This window comes from Streptomyces sp. CS113 (assembly GCF_002188365.1).
GTDB classification, from domain to species: domain Bacteria; phylum Actinomycetota; class Actinomycetes; order Streptomycetales; family Streptomycetaceae; genus Streptomyces; species Streptomyces tendae.
Genome location: NZ_KZ195574.1, coordinates 2,709,552 through 2,727,454, shown reverse-complemented (window position 1 = coordinate 2,727,454; position 17,903 = coordinate 2,709,552). Strand labels below are relative to the sequence as shown.

The following is a 17,903-nucleotide window of genomic DNA, read 5'->3' as shown; positions in this document are numbered from 1 at the left end:
TCTCTTCCCAACTGCGGGTCAGGTGGACGGGCTTGTGTGATGCGGACCGCGACGTGCCTGGGTGCGGACGCTCAGGACTCGGACGGCTCCGCCATGGCCACGGCGATTCGCCGGGGCCCGGTGAACGGCTCGCGGGCGTGCGCGGCGAGCATGTTGTCGACGATCAGTACGTCGTCGCGCTGCCAGTCGAAGCGGACGGACGCCCCGCGGTAGCAGCCGCGCAGGTGGTCGAGCACGTCGTCGGGGATGGTGCCGCCGTCGCCGTAGAACGTGTGCGTGGGCAGGTCTTCGTCGTCGAAGATCGCGCGCAGACCCGCGCCGACCTCCTCGGGCAGCGTGCTGGTGTGGAAGAACGTGGCGTGGTTGAACCACACCTCCTCGCCGCTCGTCGGGTGCCGGTGCACCGCGCGCCGTACCGCGGTGGTGCGCAGCCCTCCGTCGGGCCGCCACTCGGCCTCGATGCGCCGCTCGGCGCAGTACGCGACCACGGCGTCCCGGTCGGAGGTGTTGAACGCCTCCTGCCAGGGCACGCCGAACCCGGTGTGGAAGTTGCGCACCACCTGCCAGCCGCGTGCCTCGAACTCGGCCCGCACCTGCGGGTCGACCGCGGCCAGCACCCGCCGGATGTCGGCCAGCGGCGTCGCGCCCAGCGTGGTGGGCGGCTCCACGCAGTAGAAGTACAGCGTGCGCGGCCACACCGCCTGGTACGAGTTCTCGTTGTGCAGGAAGATCTCCTCCGCCGGCGGGTAGTCCGTCGACGTGTAGACCTGGCCCTTGATGGTGGAGCGGGGCGAGGAGCGTTCGGCGTAGGCCAGCGGGGGCGTGCCGGAGAAGGCGCGCACCGTCTGGTCGAAGCCGTCGACGCCGCCCACGTCGAAGCCGCGCAGGAGCAGCGAGCCGCGCTGGGCGAGCAGCGCGCGCAGTTCGGCGCGGTGCTCGGTGAGGTAGGCGTGGATGCCGGTGCCGGGGGCGTTCGGCCGGCCCAGGCCGGGCACGGTTCCGGTGCCCAGCCAGCCGGCGGGGGTCTCTTCCGAGGTGATGGTCATGGTCAACTCGCTTGGTCGTCGCGGTGTCCGGGACCGGGAGGGCCCGGGCTCGGGGACCGTGGGCGGTCAGTCGGACATCGCGACCAGCACCCGGCGGTCGCCCGTGTAGGGGCGCCGGCCGTGCGCCAGCAGCAGGTTGTCGATGAGCAGCAGGTCGCCGGCGTGCCAGTCGACGTCGACCGCGTGCTCCAGGCCCCGGTCGCGGATCTGCGCCACGTACTCGGCGGGGATGGGACTGCCGTCGGCGAAGGTCACCGACTGCGGCAGCTCGTCCTCGGAAAGGATCTGCGCGAGTTCCTTCGCGGTGTCGTCACCGAGGCCGGCCGGGTGCCACTGGTCGGACTGGTTGAACCAGACCTCGGTGCCGGTCACCGGGTGGACGGTGGTGGCGGGGCGCAGCGACTCGACGCGCAGGCTGCCGTCGCGCCGCCAGGTCCACTCGGCGCCCGCGCCCTTCAGGAACGCCTCCACCTCGGCCCGGTCGGTCGTCTCGAAGGTGTCCTGCCAGCTCTTGCCGAGGCCGTAGCCGTCGTGCAGGTTCTGGAGGTAGCGCACCCCGCCCGCGAAGGCGTCCCGGACCTCGGGGTCCAGCGAGCGGAGCCAGAGCGCCGCGTCCAGCACGGGGGTGGCGCCGCCTCCGCCGGGGGTGATCTGGCAGAAGAACGCCAGCCGGGCGGGCCAGGCGTGGGCGTAGCTCATCTCGTTGTGCATCGAGATGGTGTACTCCTGCGGGTACTCCGTCGAGGTGTACACGTTGCCCCCGACCTTGGTGCGCGGCGAGTTGCCGTGCACGTAGGCCAGCCGGTTCGGCAGCAGCCGGTCCAACACCGGGTCCAGGGTGTCGGGCGTGATGCCGAAACCGCGGAACACCAGCGCCTTCTCCCGCGTCAGCGCACCGGTCAGCCCCCCTTCCAGGGCGTCCACCCGCCGCAGCAGCTCCTCGGGGCCGCCGCCCTCGGCCGCCTTGATCTCCGTCGGTGCCCATGCCGCGGTACTCGCCATGTCACCTCTCCTCTCACTGTCGTGTCGGTGCGGTGTGTACGGGACGCCGGCTCAGGCCGGCCGGGGTACCGGGAGCCGCTCCAGCCGCCGCGCGATGTCCGCGGTCAGCTCGGCCTCCCGGGGCGCGAGGTAGAAGTGGTCGCCGGCGAAGGAGCGCACGGCGAAGTCGCCGTCGGTCAGCTCCGACCAGGCCTCGACCCCCGGCCGGGTGACACCCGGGTCGCGGTCGCCGAGGTACGCCACCATCGGCGCCCGCAGCACCGGCGGCCGCTTCCTGTCGTACGTCTCGATGAGCCGGTAGTCCGCCCGCAGCACCGGCAGCAGCAGCTCCCGCAGCTCCGGTACGGCGTAGGCGTCACCGCCGAGGGTGCCCAGCCGGGTGACCCCGGCCACCAGCACGTCGTCCGCCGCCCGGTGCAGCGCGGTCGGCCTGGTGACGTGCGGCGCGGTCCGGCCGGAGAGCAGCAGCAGGGCCGGTCCTGGGCCGTCGGACGCAGGGCCCTCCAGGCGTACCGCGACCTCGTAGGCCACCGCCGCGCCCATGCTGTGGCCGAAGAGGACCAGCGGCAGGTCGCGGTGGAGCGCGAGCGCCTCGGAGATCGGGCCGGCCAGTTCGTCCATCGTCTCGACGCAGGGCTCGTTCATCCGCTCCTGGCGGCCCGGGTAGCGCACCGCGAGGAGTTCGACGTCGGCGGGCAGCCGGGACGCCCAGCCGTGGAAGAGCCGGGCGTTGCCCCCGGCGTGCGGGAAGCACACCAGGCGCACGCGCGGCGCGACCGCCCCCCGGTAGTGACGGAACCAGATCCCCGGACCGGTCACAGCGCCATGCCGCCGTCGATCCGCACCACCTGGCCGGTGATGTACGCGGCCTGCGGCGAGACCAGGTAGGAGACGAGGGAGGCGACCTCGTCGGGGGTGCCGAAGCGCGCCAGCGGGATGCGGCCGATGGCGTCCTTGGCCACCGACTCGGGGACGCCGGCGACCATCTCGGTGTCGATGAATCCCGGGGCGACCGCGTTGGCCCGGACGCCGTACCGGCCGAATTCCTTGGCCAGAGCCTGGGTGAGGCCGATGATGCCGGCCTTCGACGCCGAGTAGTTGGTCTGCCCGGCGTTGCCGACCACGCCGGCCACCGAGGACAGCGTGACCACGGTGCCCTCGCGGCGGCGGATCATCGACCTGACCACCGAGCGCAGCAGGTTGTAGGTCCCGTCCAGGTTGGTGCGCAGCACGGAGTCCCACTCGTCGTCCTGCATCAGCGCCAGCGGCCGGTCGCGGGTGATGCCGGCGGACGTCACGACCGCCGTCACCGGCCCGAGTTCCGACTCGACGTCGGCGACGAAGGCCCGCACCCCGGCCCGGTCGGCGACGTCCACGCGGCGGGTCAGCACCCGGCGGCCCGCGGCCCGGATCTCCTTGGCGACCTGTTCGGCCGCGCTCTCGTCGGACCGATAGCAGATCGCGACGTCGAAACCGTCGTGCGCGAGCCGGGTGGCCACCGCCCGCCCGATTCCCCGTGACCCTCCGGTCACCAGCGCGATCTGCCCGGACTGCTCCGGCTTCTCTGCCCCAAGTTCCGGCATCTTGCCCCCCATCCGTTCGGATGGGTCGAGCGTGTGTTCGCGAGCTATATCTGGCCTATACGGCACCCTGCATCCGGCCCCGTCCCGCGCCCCGCGTACGCCGGGGGCTGGCTCGGCGGCCGGCGGAGAGGCGGGTGTCCCGTGCGAGGCCGGCCCACGGCACCCGGCCGGTCGTCGGCGGCCGACCGCGTGCGCGTGCCCGGTGGCCCGTCAGGTGCGGTGCCGGCGAGCGGGGCGCAGCCGCGGCGCGTGGGCAGGAAAGGCCCTGACAGCGCCGAACGTTACGAACTCGCCGGTCAGGGCCCATCCGCCTAACACTCGATGATGTTCACCGCGAGCCCGCCCCGGGCCGTCTCCTTGTACTTGACCGACATGTCGGCGCCGGTCTCCTTCATCGTCTTGATGACCTTGTCGAGGGAGACCTTGTGGGAGCCGTCGCCGCGCATCGCCATCCGGGCCGCCGTGACCGCCTTGACCGCGGCCATGCCGTTGCGCTCGATGCAGGGGATCTGGACCAGGCCGCCGACCGGGTCGCAGGTGAGGCCGAGGTTGTGCTCCATGCCGATCTCGGCGGCGTTCTCCACCTGCTCCGGGGAGCCGCCGAGCACCTCGGCGAGGGCGCCGGCCGCCATCGAGCAGGCGGAGCCGACCTCGCCCTGGCAGCCGACCTCGGCGCCGGAGATGGAGGCGTTCTCCTTGAAGAGCATGCCGATGGCACCGGCCGCGAGGAGGAAGCGGACCACGCCGTCCTCGTCGGCGCCGGGCACGAAGTTCACGTAGTAGTGCAGGACCGCCGGGATGATGCCGGCCGCGCCGTTGGTGGGGGCGGTCACGACCCGGCCGCCGGCCGCGTTCTCCTCGTTCACGGCCATGGCGTAGAGGGTGATCCACTCCATGGCCAGGGCCAGCGGGTCGCCCTCGGAGCGCAGCTTGCGCGCGGTGTTCGCGGCGCGGCGGCGGACCTTCAGACCGCCCGGCAGGATGCCCTCGCGGGTCATGCCGCGGTCCACGCAGGCCCGCATCACGCGCCAGATCTCCAGCAGGCCCTCGCGGATCTCGTCCTCGTCGCGCCAGGCCCGCTCGTTCTCCAGCATCAGCGCGGAGATGGACAGGCCCGTCTCGCGGGCCAGGCGCAGCAGCTCGTCGCCGGTGCGGAAGGGGTACTTCAGGACGGTGTCGTCCAGGACTATGCGGTCCGCGCCCACCGCGTCCTCGTCGACGACGAAGCCGCCGCCGACCGAGTAGTAGGTCTTGGTCAGCACCTCGGTGCCGTCGGCGCCGTACGCCCACAGGGTCATGCCGTTGGCGTGGTAGGGGAGGGCCTTGCGGCGGTGCAGGACCATGTCGTCGTCGTAGGCGAAGGCGATCTCGTGCTCGCCGAGGAGGCGGATGCGGCCCGCGGCCTTGATCTTCTCGACGCGGTCGTCGGCCGTCTCCACGTCCACCGTGCGCGGCGAGTCGCCCTCCAGGCCGAGCAGCACCGCCTTGGGCGTGCCGTGGCCGTGGCCGGTGGCGCCGAGCGAGCCGTACAGCTCGGCCCGGACCGAGGCGACGGAGTCCAGCAGCTCCTCGTTGCGCAGGCGGCGGGCGAACATGCGGGCCGCGCGCATCGGGCCGACCGTGTGCGAGCTCGACGGGCCGATGCCGATCGAGAACAGGTCGAAGACCGAGATGGCCACGGGGACTCCTCAGAACGGGGGTGGTGCGGAGGGGGTGCCGAGGGGCGGGGCGCCCGGCCGCTTGTGGCGGATGCGGCGTCCCACCCCTCGGGTGCGGTGTCTACTTGTTCAGACCCGGGTACAGCGGGTGCTTGTCGGCCAGGGCCTTCACCCGGGCCTTGAGCGCCTCGGCGTCGTAGGACGGCTTCAGCGCCTCGGCGATCACGTCCGCGACCTCGGCGAAGTCCTCGGCGGTGAAGCCGCGGGTCGCCAGGGCCGGCGTACCGATGCGCAGACCGGAGGTCACCATCGGCGGGCGCGGGTCGTTCGGGACGGCGTTGCGGTTGACCGTGATGCCGACCTCGTGGAGGCGGTCCTCGGCCTGCTGCCCGTCCAGCTCGGAGTCGCGCAGGTCGACCAGGACCAGGTGGACGTCCGTGCCGCCGGTCAGGACGGAGACGCCCGCGGCCTTCGCGTCGTCCCGCACCAGGCGCTCGGCCAGGATGCGGGCACCCTCCAGCGTACGGCCCTGGCGCTCCTTGAAGTCCTCGCTCGCGGCGACCTTGAAGGCGACGGCCTTCGCGGCGACCACGTGCTCCAGCGGGCCACCCTGCTGACCGGGGAAGACGGCGGAGTTGATCTTCTTGGCCAGCTCGGCCGTGGAGAGGATCACACCGCCGCGCGGGCCGCCCAGCGTCTTGTGGGTGGTGGTGGTCACCACGTGCGCGTGCGGGACCGGGTTCGGGTGCAGGCCCGCCGCGACCAGGCCGGCGAAGTGCGCCATGTCGACCATCAGGTACGCGCCGACCTCGTCCGCGACCTTGCGGAACGCGGCGAAGTCCAGCTGACGCGGGTAGGCCGACCAGCCGGCCACGATCAGCTTCGGCTTGGTCTCCTTGGCCAGGCGCTCCACCTCGGCCATGTCGACCTGGCCGTCGTCGCCGACGTGGTAGGGGACGACGTTGTAGAGCTTGCCGGAGAAGTTGATCTTCATGCCGTGGGTCAGGTGCCCGCCGTGGGCGAGGTTCAGACCCATGATCGTGTCGCCGGGCTTGAGCAGCGCGAACATCGCGGCCGCGTTGGCCTGGGCGCCCGAGTGCGGCTGCACGTTGGCGTGCTCGGCGCCGAAGAGCGCCTTGACCCGGTCGATGGCGATCTGCTCGACCACGTCGACGTGCTCGCAGCCGCCGTAGTAGCGGCGGCCGGGGTAGCCCTCGGCGTACTTGTTGGTGAGGACCGAGCCCTGGGCCTCCATGACCGCGACCGGGGCGAAGTTCTCCGAGGCGATCATCTCGAGGGTGGACTGCTGGCGGTCCAGCTCGGCGTCGACGGCGGCGGCGACGTCGGGGTCCAGCTCGTGCAGGGGTGTGTTCAGAAGCGACATGCGGTCGGGACTCCTCAGCCGGCGGTGAAGGCGGTGTACTCGTCGGCGGAGAGCAGGTCGGCCGGCTCGTCCGTGATCCGCACCTTGAACAGCCAGCCGCCCTCGAAGGGGGCGCTGTTCACCAGCGACGGGTCGTTGACGACGTCCTCGTTGACCGCGGTGACCTCACCGGAGACGGGGGAGTACAGGTCGGAGACGGACTTGGTCGACTCCAGTTCGCCGCAGGTCTCGCCCGCGGTCACCGAGTCGCCGACCTCGGGAAGCTGCACGAAGACGACGTCACCGAGCGCGTTGGCCGCGTGCTCCGTGATGCCGACCGTCGAGGCGCCGTCCTCGGCGCCCGACAGCCACTCGTGCTCCTTGCTGTAGCGCAGCTGCTGGGGGTTGCTCATGGCCTGAATTCTCCTGTACGCGAGGAAGTGGCTGGTGAAGGGGGTGGTGGGGCGGGGGTGCGCCCGGTGCGACGCGGGGGGCTGCCGGGGAGGGCCGCCGCCCAGTGTCTACTTCTGGCGCTTGTAGAACGGCAGCGCCACGACCTCGTACGGCTCGTGGCTGCCCCGGATGTCCACGCCGACGCCCTCGGTGCCGGGAGCCGCGTGCGCGGGGTCGACGTACGCCATGGCGATCGGCTTGCCCAGCGTCGGGGACGGGGCGCCGGAGGTGACCTCGCCGATCACTTCGCCGCCGGCGACGACCGGGTACCCGGCGCGCGGCACCCGGCGGCCCTCGGCGACCAGGCCGACCAGGACGCGGGGCGGGTTCTGCTCCGCCCGGGAAGCGGCCTCGGTCAGCGCGGCGCGCCCGACGAAGTCGCCCTCCTTCTCGAACTTCACCACCCGGCCCAGACCGGCGTCGAACGGCGTCAGCGCGGTCGACAGCTCGTTGCCGTACAGCGGCATGCCCGCCTCCAGGCGGAGCGTGTCCCGGCAGGACAGGCCGCACGCGATCAGCCCGGCGCCCTCACCCGCCTTGGTCAGCGCCTGCCACAGCTCGACGGCGTGCTCCGGCTTCACGAACAGCTCGAAGCCGTCCTCGCCGGTGTAACCGGTGCGCGCGATCAGCGCCGGGACGCCGGCGACCGTGCCGGGCAGACCGGCGTAGTACTTCAGGCCGTCCAGGTCGGCGTCGGTGAGCGACGCGAGGATGCCCGGGGACTCGGGGCCCTGCACGGCGAGCAGCGCGTAGGCGTCCCGGTCGTCGCGCACCTCGGCGTCGAAGCCGGCCGCCCGCTCGGTCAGCGCGTCCAGCACGACCTGGGCGTTGGAGGCGTTGGCGACCACCATGTACTGAGAAGACGCGGCCTCGGTCCCACCGAGCCGGTAGACGATCAGGTCGTCCAGGATGCCGCCGTCCTCGCGGCAGATCATGGTGTAGCGGGCCCTGCCCGGCTTCACGCTGCCGATGTTGCCGACCAGCGCGAAGTTCAGCAGCTCGGCCGCCTGCGGCCCGCTGACGGTGATCTCACCCATGTGCGAGAGGTCGAAGAGACCGGCGCGGGTGCGCACCGCGACGTGCTCCTCGCGCTCGGAGCCGTAGCGCAGGGGCATGTCCCAGCCGGCGAAGTCGGTCATCGTCGCGCCCAGGGCGCGATGCGTGGCATCGAGCGCGGTACGGCGCAGTTCGGTACTGCTCATCGGTCGGTCGTCTCCCAGGACAGGACGGGGCGAGGTCGGTCCTCCCCATCTGTCATCGGAACCTGAGAGGTTCGCCGCGGCCACCGGAGTACGGCGATCAGGGCTTGCACCTTGGGTGGGACCGCCGTCGGGGGCGGTCCGCTTTTCAGATGTGCCTCGCCCGCGCGGTAACGGGGCCTGAGAGATTCAAGGGAGGGACTTGCTCCTTCGGCGCCCCGGCGCGGCCGGGGACTCTCCCGCGCGGATTCAAACGGCCGGTATGCAGTTGGCGCCGCCATCATTGCACGCCTGGCTCATCCGTGGGCAGAGCTGTTCTTGTAACCGGCTTGTGGCAGTAAGCGAACGAAAACGCGAGACCCGCGCATTACCTTCTCTTTACACTCGACGGGGAGGTACTCGTGTACCGCCCCAGGGGAGGACGATCACGGTGAACAGGACCACGGCGTACGCCACGACCTCGGGACTCGCGCTGCCCAAGCAGCCCGCCGCCCCGGCCCCCGAGGCATGCGCCCCACTGCCCGCACCCGTCGTCCGCGACCTGAGGGACCGCGACGGCCGCAGCCCGCACGCCCTGCTCTTCGGACCCCGGGACCTGGTGGTGATCACCGGTCTGCCCGGCAGCGGCAAGTCCACGCTGATGCGGCGCACCGTGCGCGGCGCTCGCATCGACTCCCAGGACACCCGCGACCGCTGGGACCAGCGCATGCCGCGTCTCCTGCCGTACGCGCTCTACCGCCCCCTCGTCCGCCTCGCCCACTACGCGGGGCTGCGCCGCGCGCTGCGCTCCGGCGAGGGCGTCGTCGTGCACGACTGCGGCACCCAGGCCTGGGTGCGCGGCTGGCTGGCCCGCGAGGCCCGCCGCCGGAAGGGCACCCTGCACCTGCTGCTCCTCGACGTCGCTCCCGGCGAGGCCCTGGCCGGCCAGCGCGAGCGCGGCCGGGGCGTCTCGCGGTACGCGTTCCTGCGGCACCGCACCGCCAACTCCCGCCTGCTGCGCGCGGTGACCGACGGCACCCTGCCCGCCGGCTGTACCTCGGCGGTCGTCCTGGACCGGGCGGCGGCCGACACCCTCCGCCGGATCGCCTTCACGGGGTGACGCACGGTAGGGCACCGGGATCGAACGGGTTAGCCTTTCAGCCACGAACGGCGGTACCAGGCAGGCGGTAGGTAGGCAGATGGACTTCCCGGCACAGGCGCACCCCCACCCGCACGGCGGGTGGCCAGGCAACGAGCTGGAGGAGGTGCTGTCCGCATCCCTCGGCATCGCCTCGGCCGGTGGCCGGATCGTGGAGGTCCTCGGCCGCAGCTTCCTGTGGATACCCCTGCCGAACGGCGGCGGCCCGCACAGCGGCCCGCTCGACCTGCCCTCGCTGGAGATCGACGGCCAGGCCTACGTGCCGGTGTTCAGCTCCGAGGAGCAGTTGCGCCAGGTCGCCGGGGCGCACATGGCGTACACCATCGCCCCCGCCGCGGACTTCGCCCGCGGCCTGCCCCCGCAGGTCGGCATCGCGGTGAACCCGGAGGGCGTGGTCGGCATCCCGCTGCCGCCGCCCGCCGTGGCCGAGCTGTGCCGGGCCGGGCGCACCCCGCTGGACGGGCCCTCCTCCGGCGGCCGGGTCCGCCTCTTCGAGCCGGACTGGCAGGACGACCCGGTGGACTTCCTGGCCGCGGCCTCCGCCGAGTTCGCCGCCACCGGCGTCGTACGCAGCGCGCGCCGCTGCCTGGCCGCCGTGGAGACCGCCGACCCGGTCCTGTTCGTCGGCGTCGAACTCACCCACTGGGAGGGCGACGCCCGCGCCCTCCCGCTGGACGCCCTGGGCCGAGCCCTCGCCAAGTCCCCCCTGAAATGGGAGGTCAACCTGATCCTCCTGGAGGCGGCCCAGGACCCGGTCTGCGACTGGATGCGGGAAAGGGTCAGGCCCTTCTACGACCGGGACTTGTAGACGCCGGTCAGGTGAGCGCCCCGAAAGGGGCGCGGGGCGGTGACATGTGCGGCTCCGCCGCGCGGGCGCGACGGGCCACGACGCACCCGCTGCCGCAAGACGACAGCACACCCCGAGCTGGAAGGCTCCCCGCACCCGGCGGAGCCTTAAGCTGGTCCCGACACCGGGGGAACTTCTCGAAGGGGCGATACGCGTGAGCGCCAGCGGCACCACGACCGGACAGGTCGAGCACATGCTGCGCCAGGTGACGCCCGGGCGCTACGACGCCTACGAGGCCCTGCTGCGCGCCCTCGCCACCCCCGCCTCAGGCCAGGTCTGGATGCTGCTGTGGCACGGACAGGCCGGCTCCCCGGACGCCCAGTACGGGAGCATGGAGGTCGCCGGCTACGGCTACGCACCCTGCGTGACCTCCGCCCAGGAGCTGTCCGCCAGTGGCTGGAACCGGTCGTACGAGGTGGTCGACGGCCTGGAGGTGGCCCGCGCCCTCTACCCGGACCACTACGGCCTGTGGCTCAACCCGCACGCCCCCGGCGGCGGCGTCGGCATTCCCTGGCTCGACCTGCGCCGCATCGCCTCCGGCCTGGACCGTCAGCCCGCCGGCCCGCTGCGCCTGTCCGAACCGGCCATCGAGATCCCGCAGTTCTACGCCCTGCTCGCGCAGAACGCCCACCGCACCCCGGCGGTCCGCGCGCTGCGCCGCGCCTGGGTGCAGCCGGCGCTCGGGGCGCCGTACCTCGCCATCGGCCTGGACGTGTACGACACCTCCCCGCCGGCCGTCGACGCGGTGCGCGCGATGATGCAGCAGTCCGTCGGCGCGGTGCCGGACGGGCTGCCGGTGTCGACGGTGGCGATGACCGACGCCCACGACCCGGTCGCCCTGTGGCTGCGGGCCAACGCGCGCCCGTTCTACGACCGCGAGGCCCACGCGGCCGCCCCCGCCCAGGCACCCGCGGGCGGGTACGGATACCCTCCGGCCGGTAGCCGGTACTGACGGTCGCGGGCTCTCGCGGGCCCCGCCGAACACGGTCGGCAGAGGCGATCTTCGCGCGTAGATGACGACGCAAAGCCCCCCTTTGTCGCCGATGTCCCAACTTGCCCGCGTCCGACCCCCGTTACCCACTGTCCGGATAACGGAACACCTCAAACAGCATCACGGTTGCGCATCCATTCCCCGTCAAGTCTGGCTACAGATCGCCAATGCATTGAAGACTCCCGCAACAAGGGGTGGATGCTCGCCTCTTTGTACGACGGACTGATCACGCCGCTACAGCGGCAAGTGCGGGCCGGCTACCGCCGGTTGAGAGGGGTCCCTGCCAGATGACGGCACCATTGCACGAGCCGACCGCGGAAGCGGCCCCGAGTGCGGCAGAGGAAGCGGCGGTCGCCGGCGCCGAGGCCAAGTCGGTACAAGGGCGCTCCCTGGGCCGGATCGCCTGGGAGCGCCTGAAGAAGGACCGGCTGGCCCTCGCGGGCGGCATCGTGGTGCTGGTCCTCATCCTGGTCGCCGTCTTCGCGCCGCTGATCACCTCCCTGTACGGGCAGGAGCCCAACGCGTACAACGAGGACATGATCGACCCGCTCTTCGGCACGCCCACGGGCTCGCTGGGCGGCGTCAGCGGCGACCACTGGCTCGGCGTGGAGCCGGTCAACGGCCGCGACATCTTCGCCCGCATCGTCCACGGCGCCCGGATCTCGCTGCTCGTCGGCTTCCTGTCCGCCATGGTCGCCGTGGTCATCGGCACCGTCCTGGGGGTGCTCGCCGGCTTCTTCGGCGGCTGGGTCGACTCCCTCATCAGCCGGATCATGGACGGCCTGCTGGCCTTCCCGCAGCTCCTGTTCATCATCGCGCTGGTCTCCGTGATGCCGGACTCGATGCTGGGGCTGAGCGGCACGGGCGTGCGCCTGCTCATGATGATCGTGGTCATCGGCTTCTTCGGCTGGCCCTACATCGGCCGCGTGGTCCGCGGCCAGACCCTCTCCATGCGTGAACGGGAGTACGTCGAGGCGGCCAGGTCGCTGGGGGCCGGACGGTTCTACATCCTGTTCAAGGAACTGCTGCCCAACCTGGTGGCGCCGATCATCGTCTACACCACGATGATGATCCCCACCAACATCCTCACCGAGGCGGCGCTCAGCTTCCTGGGTGTGGGCGTCAAGCCGCCCACGTCGTCGTGGGGGCAGATGCTCTCGAGCGCGATCGACTACTACAAGTCGGACCCCATGTACATGGTGGTCCCCGGTGTGGCGATCTTCATCACCGTTCTTGCCTTCAACCTCTTCGGTGACGGCGTGCGCGACGCGCTGGACCCGAAGGGCTCCCGCTGACCCTGCCGTACCGCAAAGCGACCCGTGGCACCTGCACGGGGTCTCTCATCTAATCCGGAGGATCCGAGATCGTGACTACCCAACGCACCTCAGGGCGGCGCAAGCAGGCTTTGGCCGCTGCCGCAGTGGTCGCCGCGCTGCTGACCACGGCGGCGTGCGGCGGCGGCGACGACGACAGCGGCAGCGGCGGTTCGAAGAACGGCGCGGCCGGCTTCGACGCGGCCAACAACAAGGTCGCCCAGGCCTCCGAGGCCAAGAAGGGCGGCACGCTGAAGTTCGCGAGCACGCAGGACGCCGACTCGTGGGACACCACGCGCGGCTACTACGGCTTCATGTGGAACTTCTCCCGCTACTACAGCCGCCAGCTCGTCACCAACAAGACGGAGCCGGGCAAGACCGGCGCCGAGGTCGCCCCCGACCTCGCCACCGACGTCGCCAAGGTCTCGGACGACGGCAAGACTTACACGTACACCCTGCGTGACGGCGTCACCTGGGAGGACGGCAAGCCGATCACCTCCAAGGACGTCAAGTACGGCATCGAGCGCGTCTGGGCGCAGGACGTGCTGTCCGGCGGTCCGACGTACCTCAAGGAGGTGCTCGACCCCAAGGACGAGTACAAGGGCCCGTACAAGGACACGTCCAAGGACAAGCTCGGTCTGAAGGCGATCGAGACGCCGGACGACAAGACCATCGTCTTCAAGCTCCCGCAGGCCAACTCGGACTTCGAGGAGATGCTCGCGCTGACCTCGGCGTCCCCGGTCCGCCAGGACAAGGACACCAAGTCCAAGTACGGCCTCCACCCGTTCTCCTCGGGTCCGTACAAGTTCGAGTCCTACAACCCCGGCAAGGACCTGACCCTGGTCCGCAACGCCGAGTGGAAGCAGAGCTCGGACCCGGTCCGCAAGGCGTACCCGGACAAGATCACGATCAAGTTCTTCACCAACGCCAACGACCTGGACGCCCGCCTGATCGCCGGCGACTACGACATCGACCTGGCCCAGACCGGTCTGTCGCCGCAGGGTCGTACCACGGCGCTGAAGGAGCACAAGGAGAACCTGGACAACCCGGTCTCGGGTTACATCCGGTACGCCGCGTTCCCGCAGAACGTGAAGCCGTTCGACAACATCCACTGCCGCAAGGCCGTGCTCTACGGGGCCGACCACGTCTCCCTTCAGACCGCGCGCGGCGGCCCGGTCGCCGGCGGTGACATCGGCACCAACATGCTGCCGCCCGCCGTCCCGGGCTCCGAGGGTCAGAAGTACGACCCGTACGAGATGGCCGGTGCCAACAAGAAGGGCAACGTCGAGAAGGCCAAGGAAGAGCTGAAGGCCTGCGGCCAGCCGAACGGCTTCAAGACCACCATCGCGGTCCGCAACAACAAGCCGGTCGAGGTCGCCACCGCCGAGTCCCTCCAGGCCTCGCTCCAGAAGGTCGGCATCAAGGTCGAGATCGACCAGTACGACGGCTCGCAGTACGCCAGCGTCATCGGCAGCCCCTCGAACGTGAAGAAGAAGGGCTACGGCATCATCATCATGGGCTGGGGCCCGGACTTCCCGTCCGTGCAGGGCTACGGTCTGCCGCTGTGGCACAGCGACTACATCCTCGACAGCGCGAACAACAACTTCGCGATGATCGACGACCCGAAGATCGACGGTCTCTTCGCCGACTACCTGACCGCGAAGGACGACGCGGGCAAGCAGAAGATCGCCACGGAGATCAACCACAAGGTGATGGAGGGCGGCTACTACCTGCCCTTCGTCTTCGAGAAGTTCATCAACTGGCGCTCCAGCAACATCGCGAACGTGTACACCACCGACGCCTACAGCGGTATGTACGACTTCGTGAACATCGGCCTGAAGAACCCCAAGAAGTAACCGGTACACCCGCCGTACGGCACGAAAGGCAGGTGAAGGCCGGCGCGGCGTGACCGCGGGCCGCCGGAAGACCTCCGGCGGCCCGCGGGACGCAGCGGGCCGCAACCCGTGCTCGCTTACCTCATCAGGCGGCTGTTCGCCGCCGCAGTGATGCTCGTGGTCATCATCCTGGTGGTCTTCTGCATCTTCTTCCTCGTCCCCAAGTGGGCCGGGGTCGACATCGCCCTGAACTTCGTCGGCAAGCAGGCGGACCCCGCCGCCGTCGAAGGTGTGCGGCAGAAGCTGGGTCTGGGCGACCCGGTCTTCGTCCAGGCCTGGGAGTTCTTCAAGGGCATCTTCGCGGGCCGCACCTACGCGGCCGGCGGCGACGTGACCCACTGCTCCGCGCCCTGCTTCGGCTACTCCTTCAAGACCGAGCAGTCGGTCTGGCCGGTCCTGACCGAGCGTTTCCCGGTGACCCTGGCTCTCGCGCTCGGCGCCGCCGTGCTGTGGCTGATCTTCGGCGTGGCCGCCGGCGTGCTCTCCGCCCTCAAGCGCGGCACGCTGTGGGACCGCGGCGCGATGGTCGTCGCCCTGGCGGGTGTCTCCCTCCCCATCTACTTCACCGGTCTGCTCAGCCTGGCGATCTTCTCCTACGGACTCGGCTGGATCGACGGTGAGTTCGTACCGCTCGAGGAGAGCTTCAGCGGATGGCTCGGCGGCATGATCCTGCCCTGGATCACGCTGGCCTTCCTCTACGCCGCGATGTACGCCCGGATCACCCGCGCCACCATGCTGGAGATCCTCGGCGAGGACTACATCCGCACCGCGCGGGCCAAGGGCCTCAAGGAACAGGTCGTCATCAGCAAGCACGCGATGCGCTCGACCCTGACCCCGCTGCTCACCATGCTCGGCATGGACCTCGGCGCCCTGATGGGCGGCGCGATCCTGACCGAGACCACGTTCAGCCTCCCCGGCCTCGGCCAGAAGGTGCTGGACGCAATCCAGAACCACGACCTGCCCTTTATCCTGGGGGTCGTCCTGATCACTTCTCTCGCGGTGCTGATCGCCAACCTCGTGGTGGACGTCCTGTACGCCGTGATCGACCCCCGAGTGAGGCTCGCATGACCGAACTGAGCAAGAGCGGGGCCGCGGTGGGCGAGCCCGCCGGCACCTCGCCCGCGCCGACCGCCTTCCTGGAAGTACGCGACCTCAAGGTCCACTTCCCGACCGACGACGGCATGGTCAAGTCCGTCGACGGGCTCTCCTTCCAGCTGGAGAAGGGCAAGACCCTCGGCATCGTGGGCGAGTCCGGCTCCGGCAAGTCGGTGACCTCGCTCGGCATCATGGGCCTGCACACCGCCGGCCAGTACGGCAAGCGCAAGGCGCAGATATCGGGTGAGATCTGGCTGGACGGCACCGAGCTGCTGTCCGCCGACCCCGACTACGTGCGCAAGCTGCGCGGCCGCGAGATGGCGATGATCTTCCAGGATCCGCTGTCCGCGCTGCACCCGTACTACACGATCGGCCAGCAGATCGTGGAGGCGTACCGCATCCACCACAAGGTGGACAAGAAGACCGCGAAGCGCCGCGCGGTGGAGATGCTCGACCGCGTCGGCATCCCGCAGCCCGACAAGCGGGTGGACAGCTACCCGCACGAGTTCTCCGGCGGTATGCGCCAGCGCGCGATGATCGCGATGTCGCTGGTGAACAACCCCGAGCTGCTCATCGCGGACGAGCCGACCACCGCCCTGGACGTCACCGTCCAGGCGCAGATCCTCGACCTCATCCGCGACCTCCAGAAGGAGTTCGGCTCCGCCGTCATCGTCATCACCCACGACCTGGGCGTCGTCGCCGAGCTGGCCGACGACCTCCTGGTGATGTACGGCGGCCGGTGCGTCGAGCGCGGTCCGGCGGAGAAGGTGTTCTACGAGCCCCGGCACCCCTACACCTGGGGCCTGCTCGGCTCGATGCCGCGGCTCGACCGCGACCAGCAGGAACGCCTCATCCCGGTCAAGGGTTCACCGCCCTCCCTCATCAACCTCCCGTCCGGCTGCGCCTTCAACCCGCGCTGCCCGTACGCCGACGTGCCCAAGGACGACGTCACCCGCACGGTCCGTCCCGAGCTGACCGAGGTCGGCAGCAAGCACTGGGCCGCCTGCCACATGTCGCAGGAGCAGCGGGAGCGTATCTGGACCGAAGAGATTGCGCCGAAGCTGTGAGCGACCAGGCAGAGGACAAAGCGGTGACCATCCCCGCACAGACCAGCGGCACCACCCTCACCAAGGACGCCGCTCCCGGCGAGACCCTGCTGAAGGTCACCGGCCTGCAAAAGCACTTCCCGATCAAGAAGGGCCTGTTGCAGCGCCAGGTCGGCGCGGTCCGCGCCGTCGACGGCATCGACTTCGAGGTCCGGGCCGGCGAGACGCTGGGCGTCGTGGGCGAGTCCGGCTGCGGCAAGTCGACCATGGGCCGCCTGATCACCCGGCTGCTGGAGCCGACCGCGGGCAAGGTCGAGTTCCAGGGCAAGGACATCACCCACCTCGGGGTCGGCGGCATGCGTCCGCTGCGCCGCGACGTGCAGATGATCTTCCAGGACCCGTACTCCTCGCTGAACCCGCGCCACACCATCGGCACGATCGTCAGCGCCCCGTTCAAGCTCCAGGGCGTGCAGCCCGAGGGCGGGGTCAAGAAGGAGGTCCAGCGGCTGCTGTCGGTGGTCGGCCTCAACCCCGAGCACTACAACCGCTACCCGCACGAGTTCTCCGGCGGCCAGCGCCAGCGCATCGGCATCGCCCGCGCGCTCGCGCTCAACCCGAAGCTGGTCGTGGCCGACGAGCCGGTCTCCGCGCTCGACGTGTCGATCCAGGCCCAGGTCGTCAACCTGCTCGACGACCTCCAGCAGGAGCTGGGCCTGACGTACGTGATCATCGCGCACGACCTGTCTGTCGTCCGGCACGTCTCGGACCGGATCGCGGTGATGTACCTCGGCAAGATCATGGAGCTGGCCGACCGCGACCTGCTCTACAAGTCGCCGATGCACCCGTACACCAAGGCGCTGATGTCGGCCGTCCCGATCCCGGACCCGGCGCGGCGCGGCGCGAAGAGCGAGCGCATCCTGCTCAAGGGCGACGTGCCCTCGCCGATCGCCCCGCCGAGCGGCTGCCGCTTCCACACCCGGTGCTGGAAGGCGACGCAGATCTGCACGACCACCGAGCCGCCGCTCAAGGAGCTGCGGCCGGGGCAGCAGGTGGCCTGCCACCACCCGGAGAACTTCGAGGACCAGGCCCCGCAGGACGTCGTCCTGCTCACCGCCGCCAAGGAGGCGGCGGAGCTGGTGTCGGAGGACGCGCTGGCCGAGTCGGCGGCGACCTCGGCGGCGGTGGCCGCGGAGGTCGAGGCGACCGAGACGTCGAAGACCACCGAGGCGTCGAAGACCGCCGAGGCGTCGAAGACTGCCGAGACGTCCAAGACC

General features: G+C 70.7%; 16 protein-coding genes and 1 riboswitch. Of the genes, 8 read left to right on the top strand and 8 right to left on the bottom strand.

Translation table 11 applies throughout. From position 1 onward, the window contains the following. Positions 1-71: 71 nt before the first annotated feature. From B9W62_RS11725 to gcvT, 8 genes are all read right to left on the bottom strand, one after another. On the bottom strand, positions 72-1,046 hold the full coding sequence (locus B9W62_RS11725; protein ID WP_087807122.1) for a TauD/TfdA family dioxygenase: 975 nt from the start codon (positions 1,044-1,046) through the stop codon (positions 72-74). 66 nt (positions 1,047-1,112) lie between these two features. Beyond that, entirely contained in the window at positions 1,113-2,048 is a 936-nt protein-coding gene (locus tag B9W62_RS11720) for a TauD/TfdA family dioxygenase (RefSeq protein WP_087807121.1), read from the bottom strand. 51 nt (positions 2,049-2,099) lie between these two features. Continuing rightward, positions 2,100-2,867 (bottom strand): thioesterase II family protein, encoded by a 768-nt coding sequence (locus B9W62_RS11715; protein ID WP_218781986.1) that lies wholly within the window; start codon positions 2,865-2,867, stop codon positions 2,100-2,102. Then, positions 2,864-3,631: a 3-oxoacyl-[acyl-carrier-protein] reductase gene (fabG, locus tag B9W62_RS11710; protein WP_087811861.1), complete on the bottom strand. Its 768-nt coding sequence runs from the start codon at positions 3,629-3,631 to the stop codon at positions 2,864-2,866. Before fabG ends, B9W62_RS11715 begins: the two co-directional genes overlap by 4 nt. 311 nt (positions 3,632-3,942) lie before the next feature. Further along, positions 3,943-5,310 (bottom strand): L-serine ammonia-lyase, encoded by a 1,368-nt coding sequence (locus B9W62_RS11705; RefSeq protein ID WP_087807120.1) that lies wholly within the window; start codon positions 5,308-5,310, stop codon positions 3,943-3,945. 100 nt (positions 5,311-5,410) lie between these two features. Further along, positions 5,411-6,673, bottom strand: coding sequence for a serine hydroxymethyltransferase (glyA, locus tag B9W62_RS11700; protein WP_054102037.1), 1,263 nt, complete (start codon positions 6,671-6,673; stop codon positions 5,411-5,413). 14 nt (positions 6,674-6,687) lie between these two features. Continuing rightward, on the bottom strand, positions 6,688-7,065 hold the full coding sequence (gene gcvH, locus B9W62_RS11695; RefSeq protein ID WP_087807119.1) for a glycine cleavage system protein GcvH: 378 nt from the start codon (positions 7,063-7,065) through the stop codon (positions 6,688-6,690). A 108-nt stretch (positions 7,066-7,173) separates the two neighbouring features. After that, positions 7,174-8,307 (bottom strand): glycine cleavage system aminomethyltransferase GcvT, encoded by a 1,134-nt coding sequence (gene gcvT, locus B9W62_RS11690; protein ID WP_087807118.1) that lies wholly within the window; start codon positions 8,305-8,307, stop codon positions 7,174-7,176. Between the two features lie 155 nt (positions 8,308-8,462). Next, positions 8,463-8,556, bottom strand: a riboswitch (glycine riboswitch). Positions 8,557-8,734: 178 nt separating this feature from the next. Here gcvT and B9W62_RS11685 point away from each other — a divergent pair. The 8 genes from B9W62_RS11685 to B9W62_RS11650 all read left to right on the top strand — a co-directional run. After that, complete coding sequence (locus B9W62_RS11685; protein ID WP_087807117.1) at positions 8,735-9,403, top strand: AAA family ATPase; 669 nt, start codon at positions 8,735-8,737, stop codon at positions 9,401-9,403. 79 nt (positions 9,404-9,482) lie between these two features. Beyond that, positions 9,483-10,250 (top strand): enhanced serine sensitivity protein SseB, encoded by a 768-nt coding sequence (locus B9W62_RS11680; protein ID WP_087807116.1) that lies wholly within the window; start codon positions 9,483-9,485, stop codon positions 10,248-10,250. A 193-nt stretch (positions 10,251-10,443) separates the two neighbouring features. After that, a complete protein-coding gene (locus tag B9W62_RS11675) occupies positions 10,444-11,241 on the top strand; it encodes an enhanced serine sensitivity protein SseB C-terminal domain-containing protein (RefSeq protein WP_087807115.1) in 798 nt (265 codons plus the stop codon). Positions 11,242-11,567: 326 nt separating this feature from the next. After that, positions 11,568-12,575, top strand: coding sequence for an ABC transporter permease (locus tag B9W62_RS11670; RefSeq protein ID WP_087807114.1), 1,008 nt, complete (start codon positions 11,568-11,570; stop codon positions 12,573-12,575). Positions 12,576-12,646: 71 nt separating this feature from the next. After that, positions 12,647-14,449: an ABC transporter substrate-binding protein gene (locus B9W62_RS11665; protein WP_087807113.1), complete on the top strand. Its 1,803-nt coding sequence runs from the start codon at positions 12,647-12,649 to the stop codon at positions 14,447-14,449. A 108-nt stretch (positions 14,450-14,557) separates the two neighbouring features. Then, the gene (locus B9W62_RS11660) at positions 14,558-15,556 is read left to right on the top strand and encodes an ABC transporter permease (protein ID WP_087807112.1); all 999 of its coding nucleotides are present in this window, start codon (positions 14,558-14,560) and stop codon (positions 15,554-15,556) included. Next, a complete protein-coding gene (locus B9W62_RS11655; protein ID WP_087807111.1) occupies positions 15,553-16,650 on the top strand; it encodes an ABC transporter ATP-binding protein in 1,098 nt (365 codons plus the stop codon). Before B9W62_RS11660 ends, B9W62_RS11655 begins: the two co-directional genes overlap by 4 nt. Positions 16,651-16,673: 23 nt before the next feature. Continuing rightward, a partial coding sequence (locus B9W62_RS11650; protein WP_256976282.1) for an ABC transporter ATP-binding protein occupies positions 16,674-17,903 on the top strand: 1,230 nt, incomplete at its 3' end.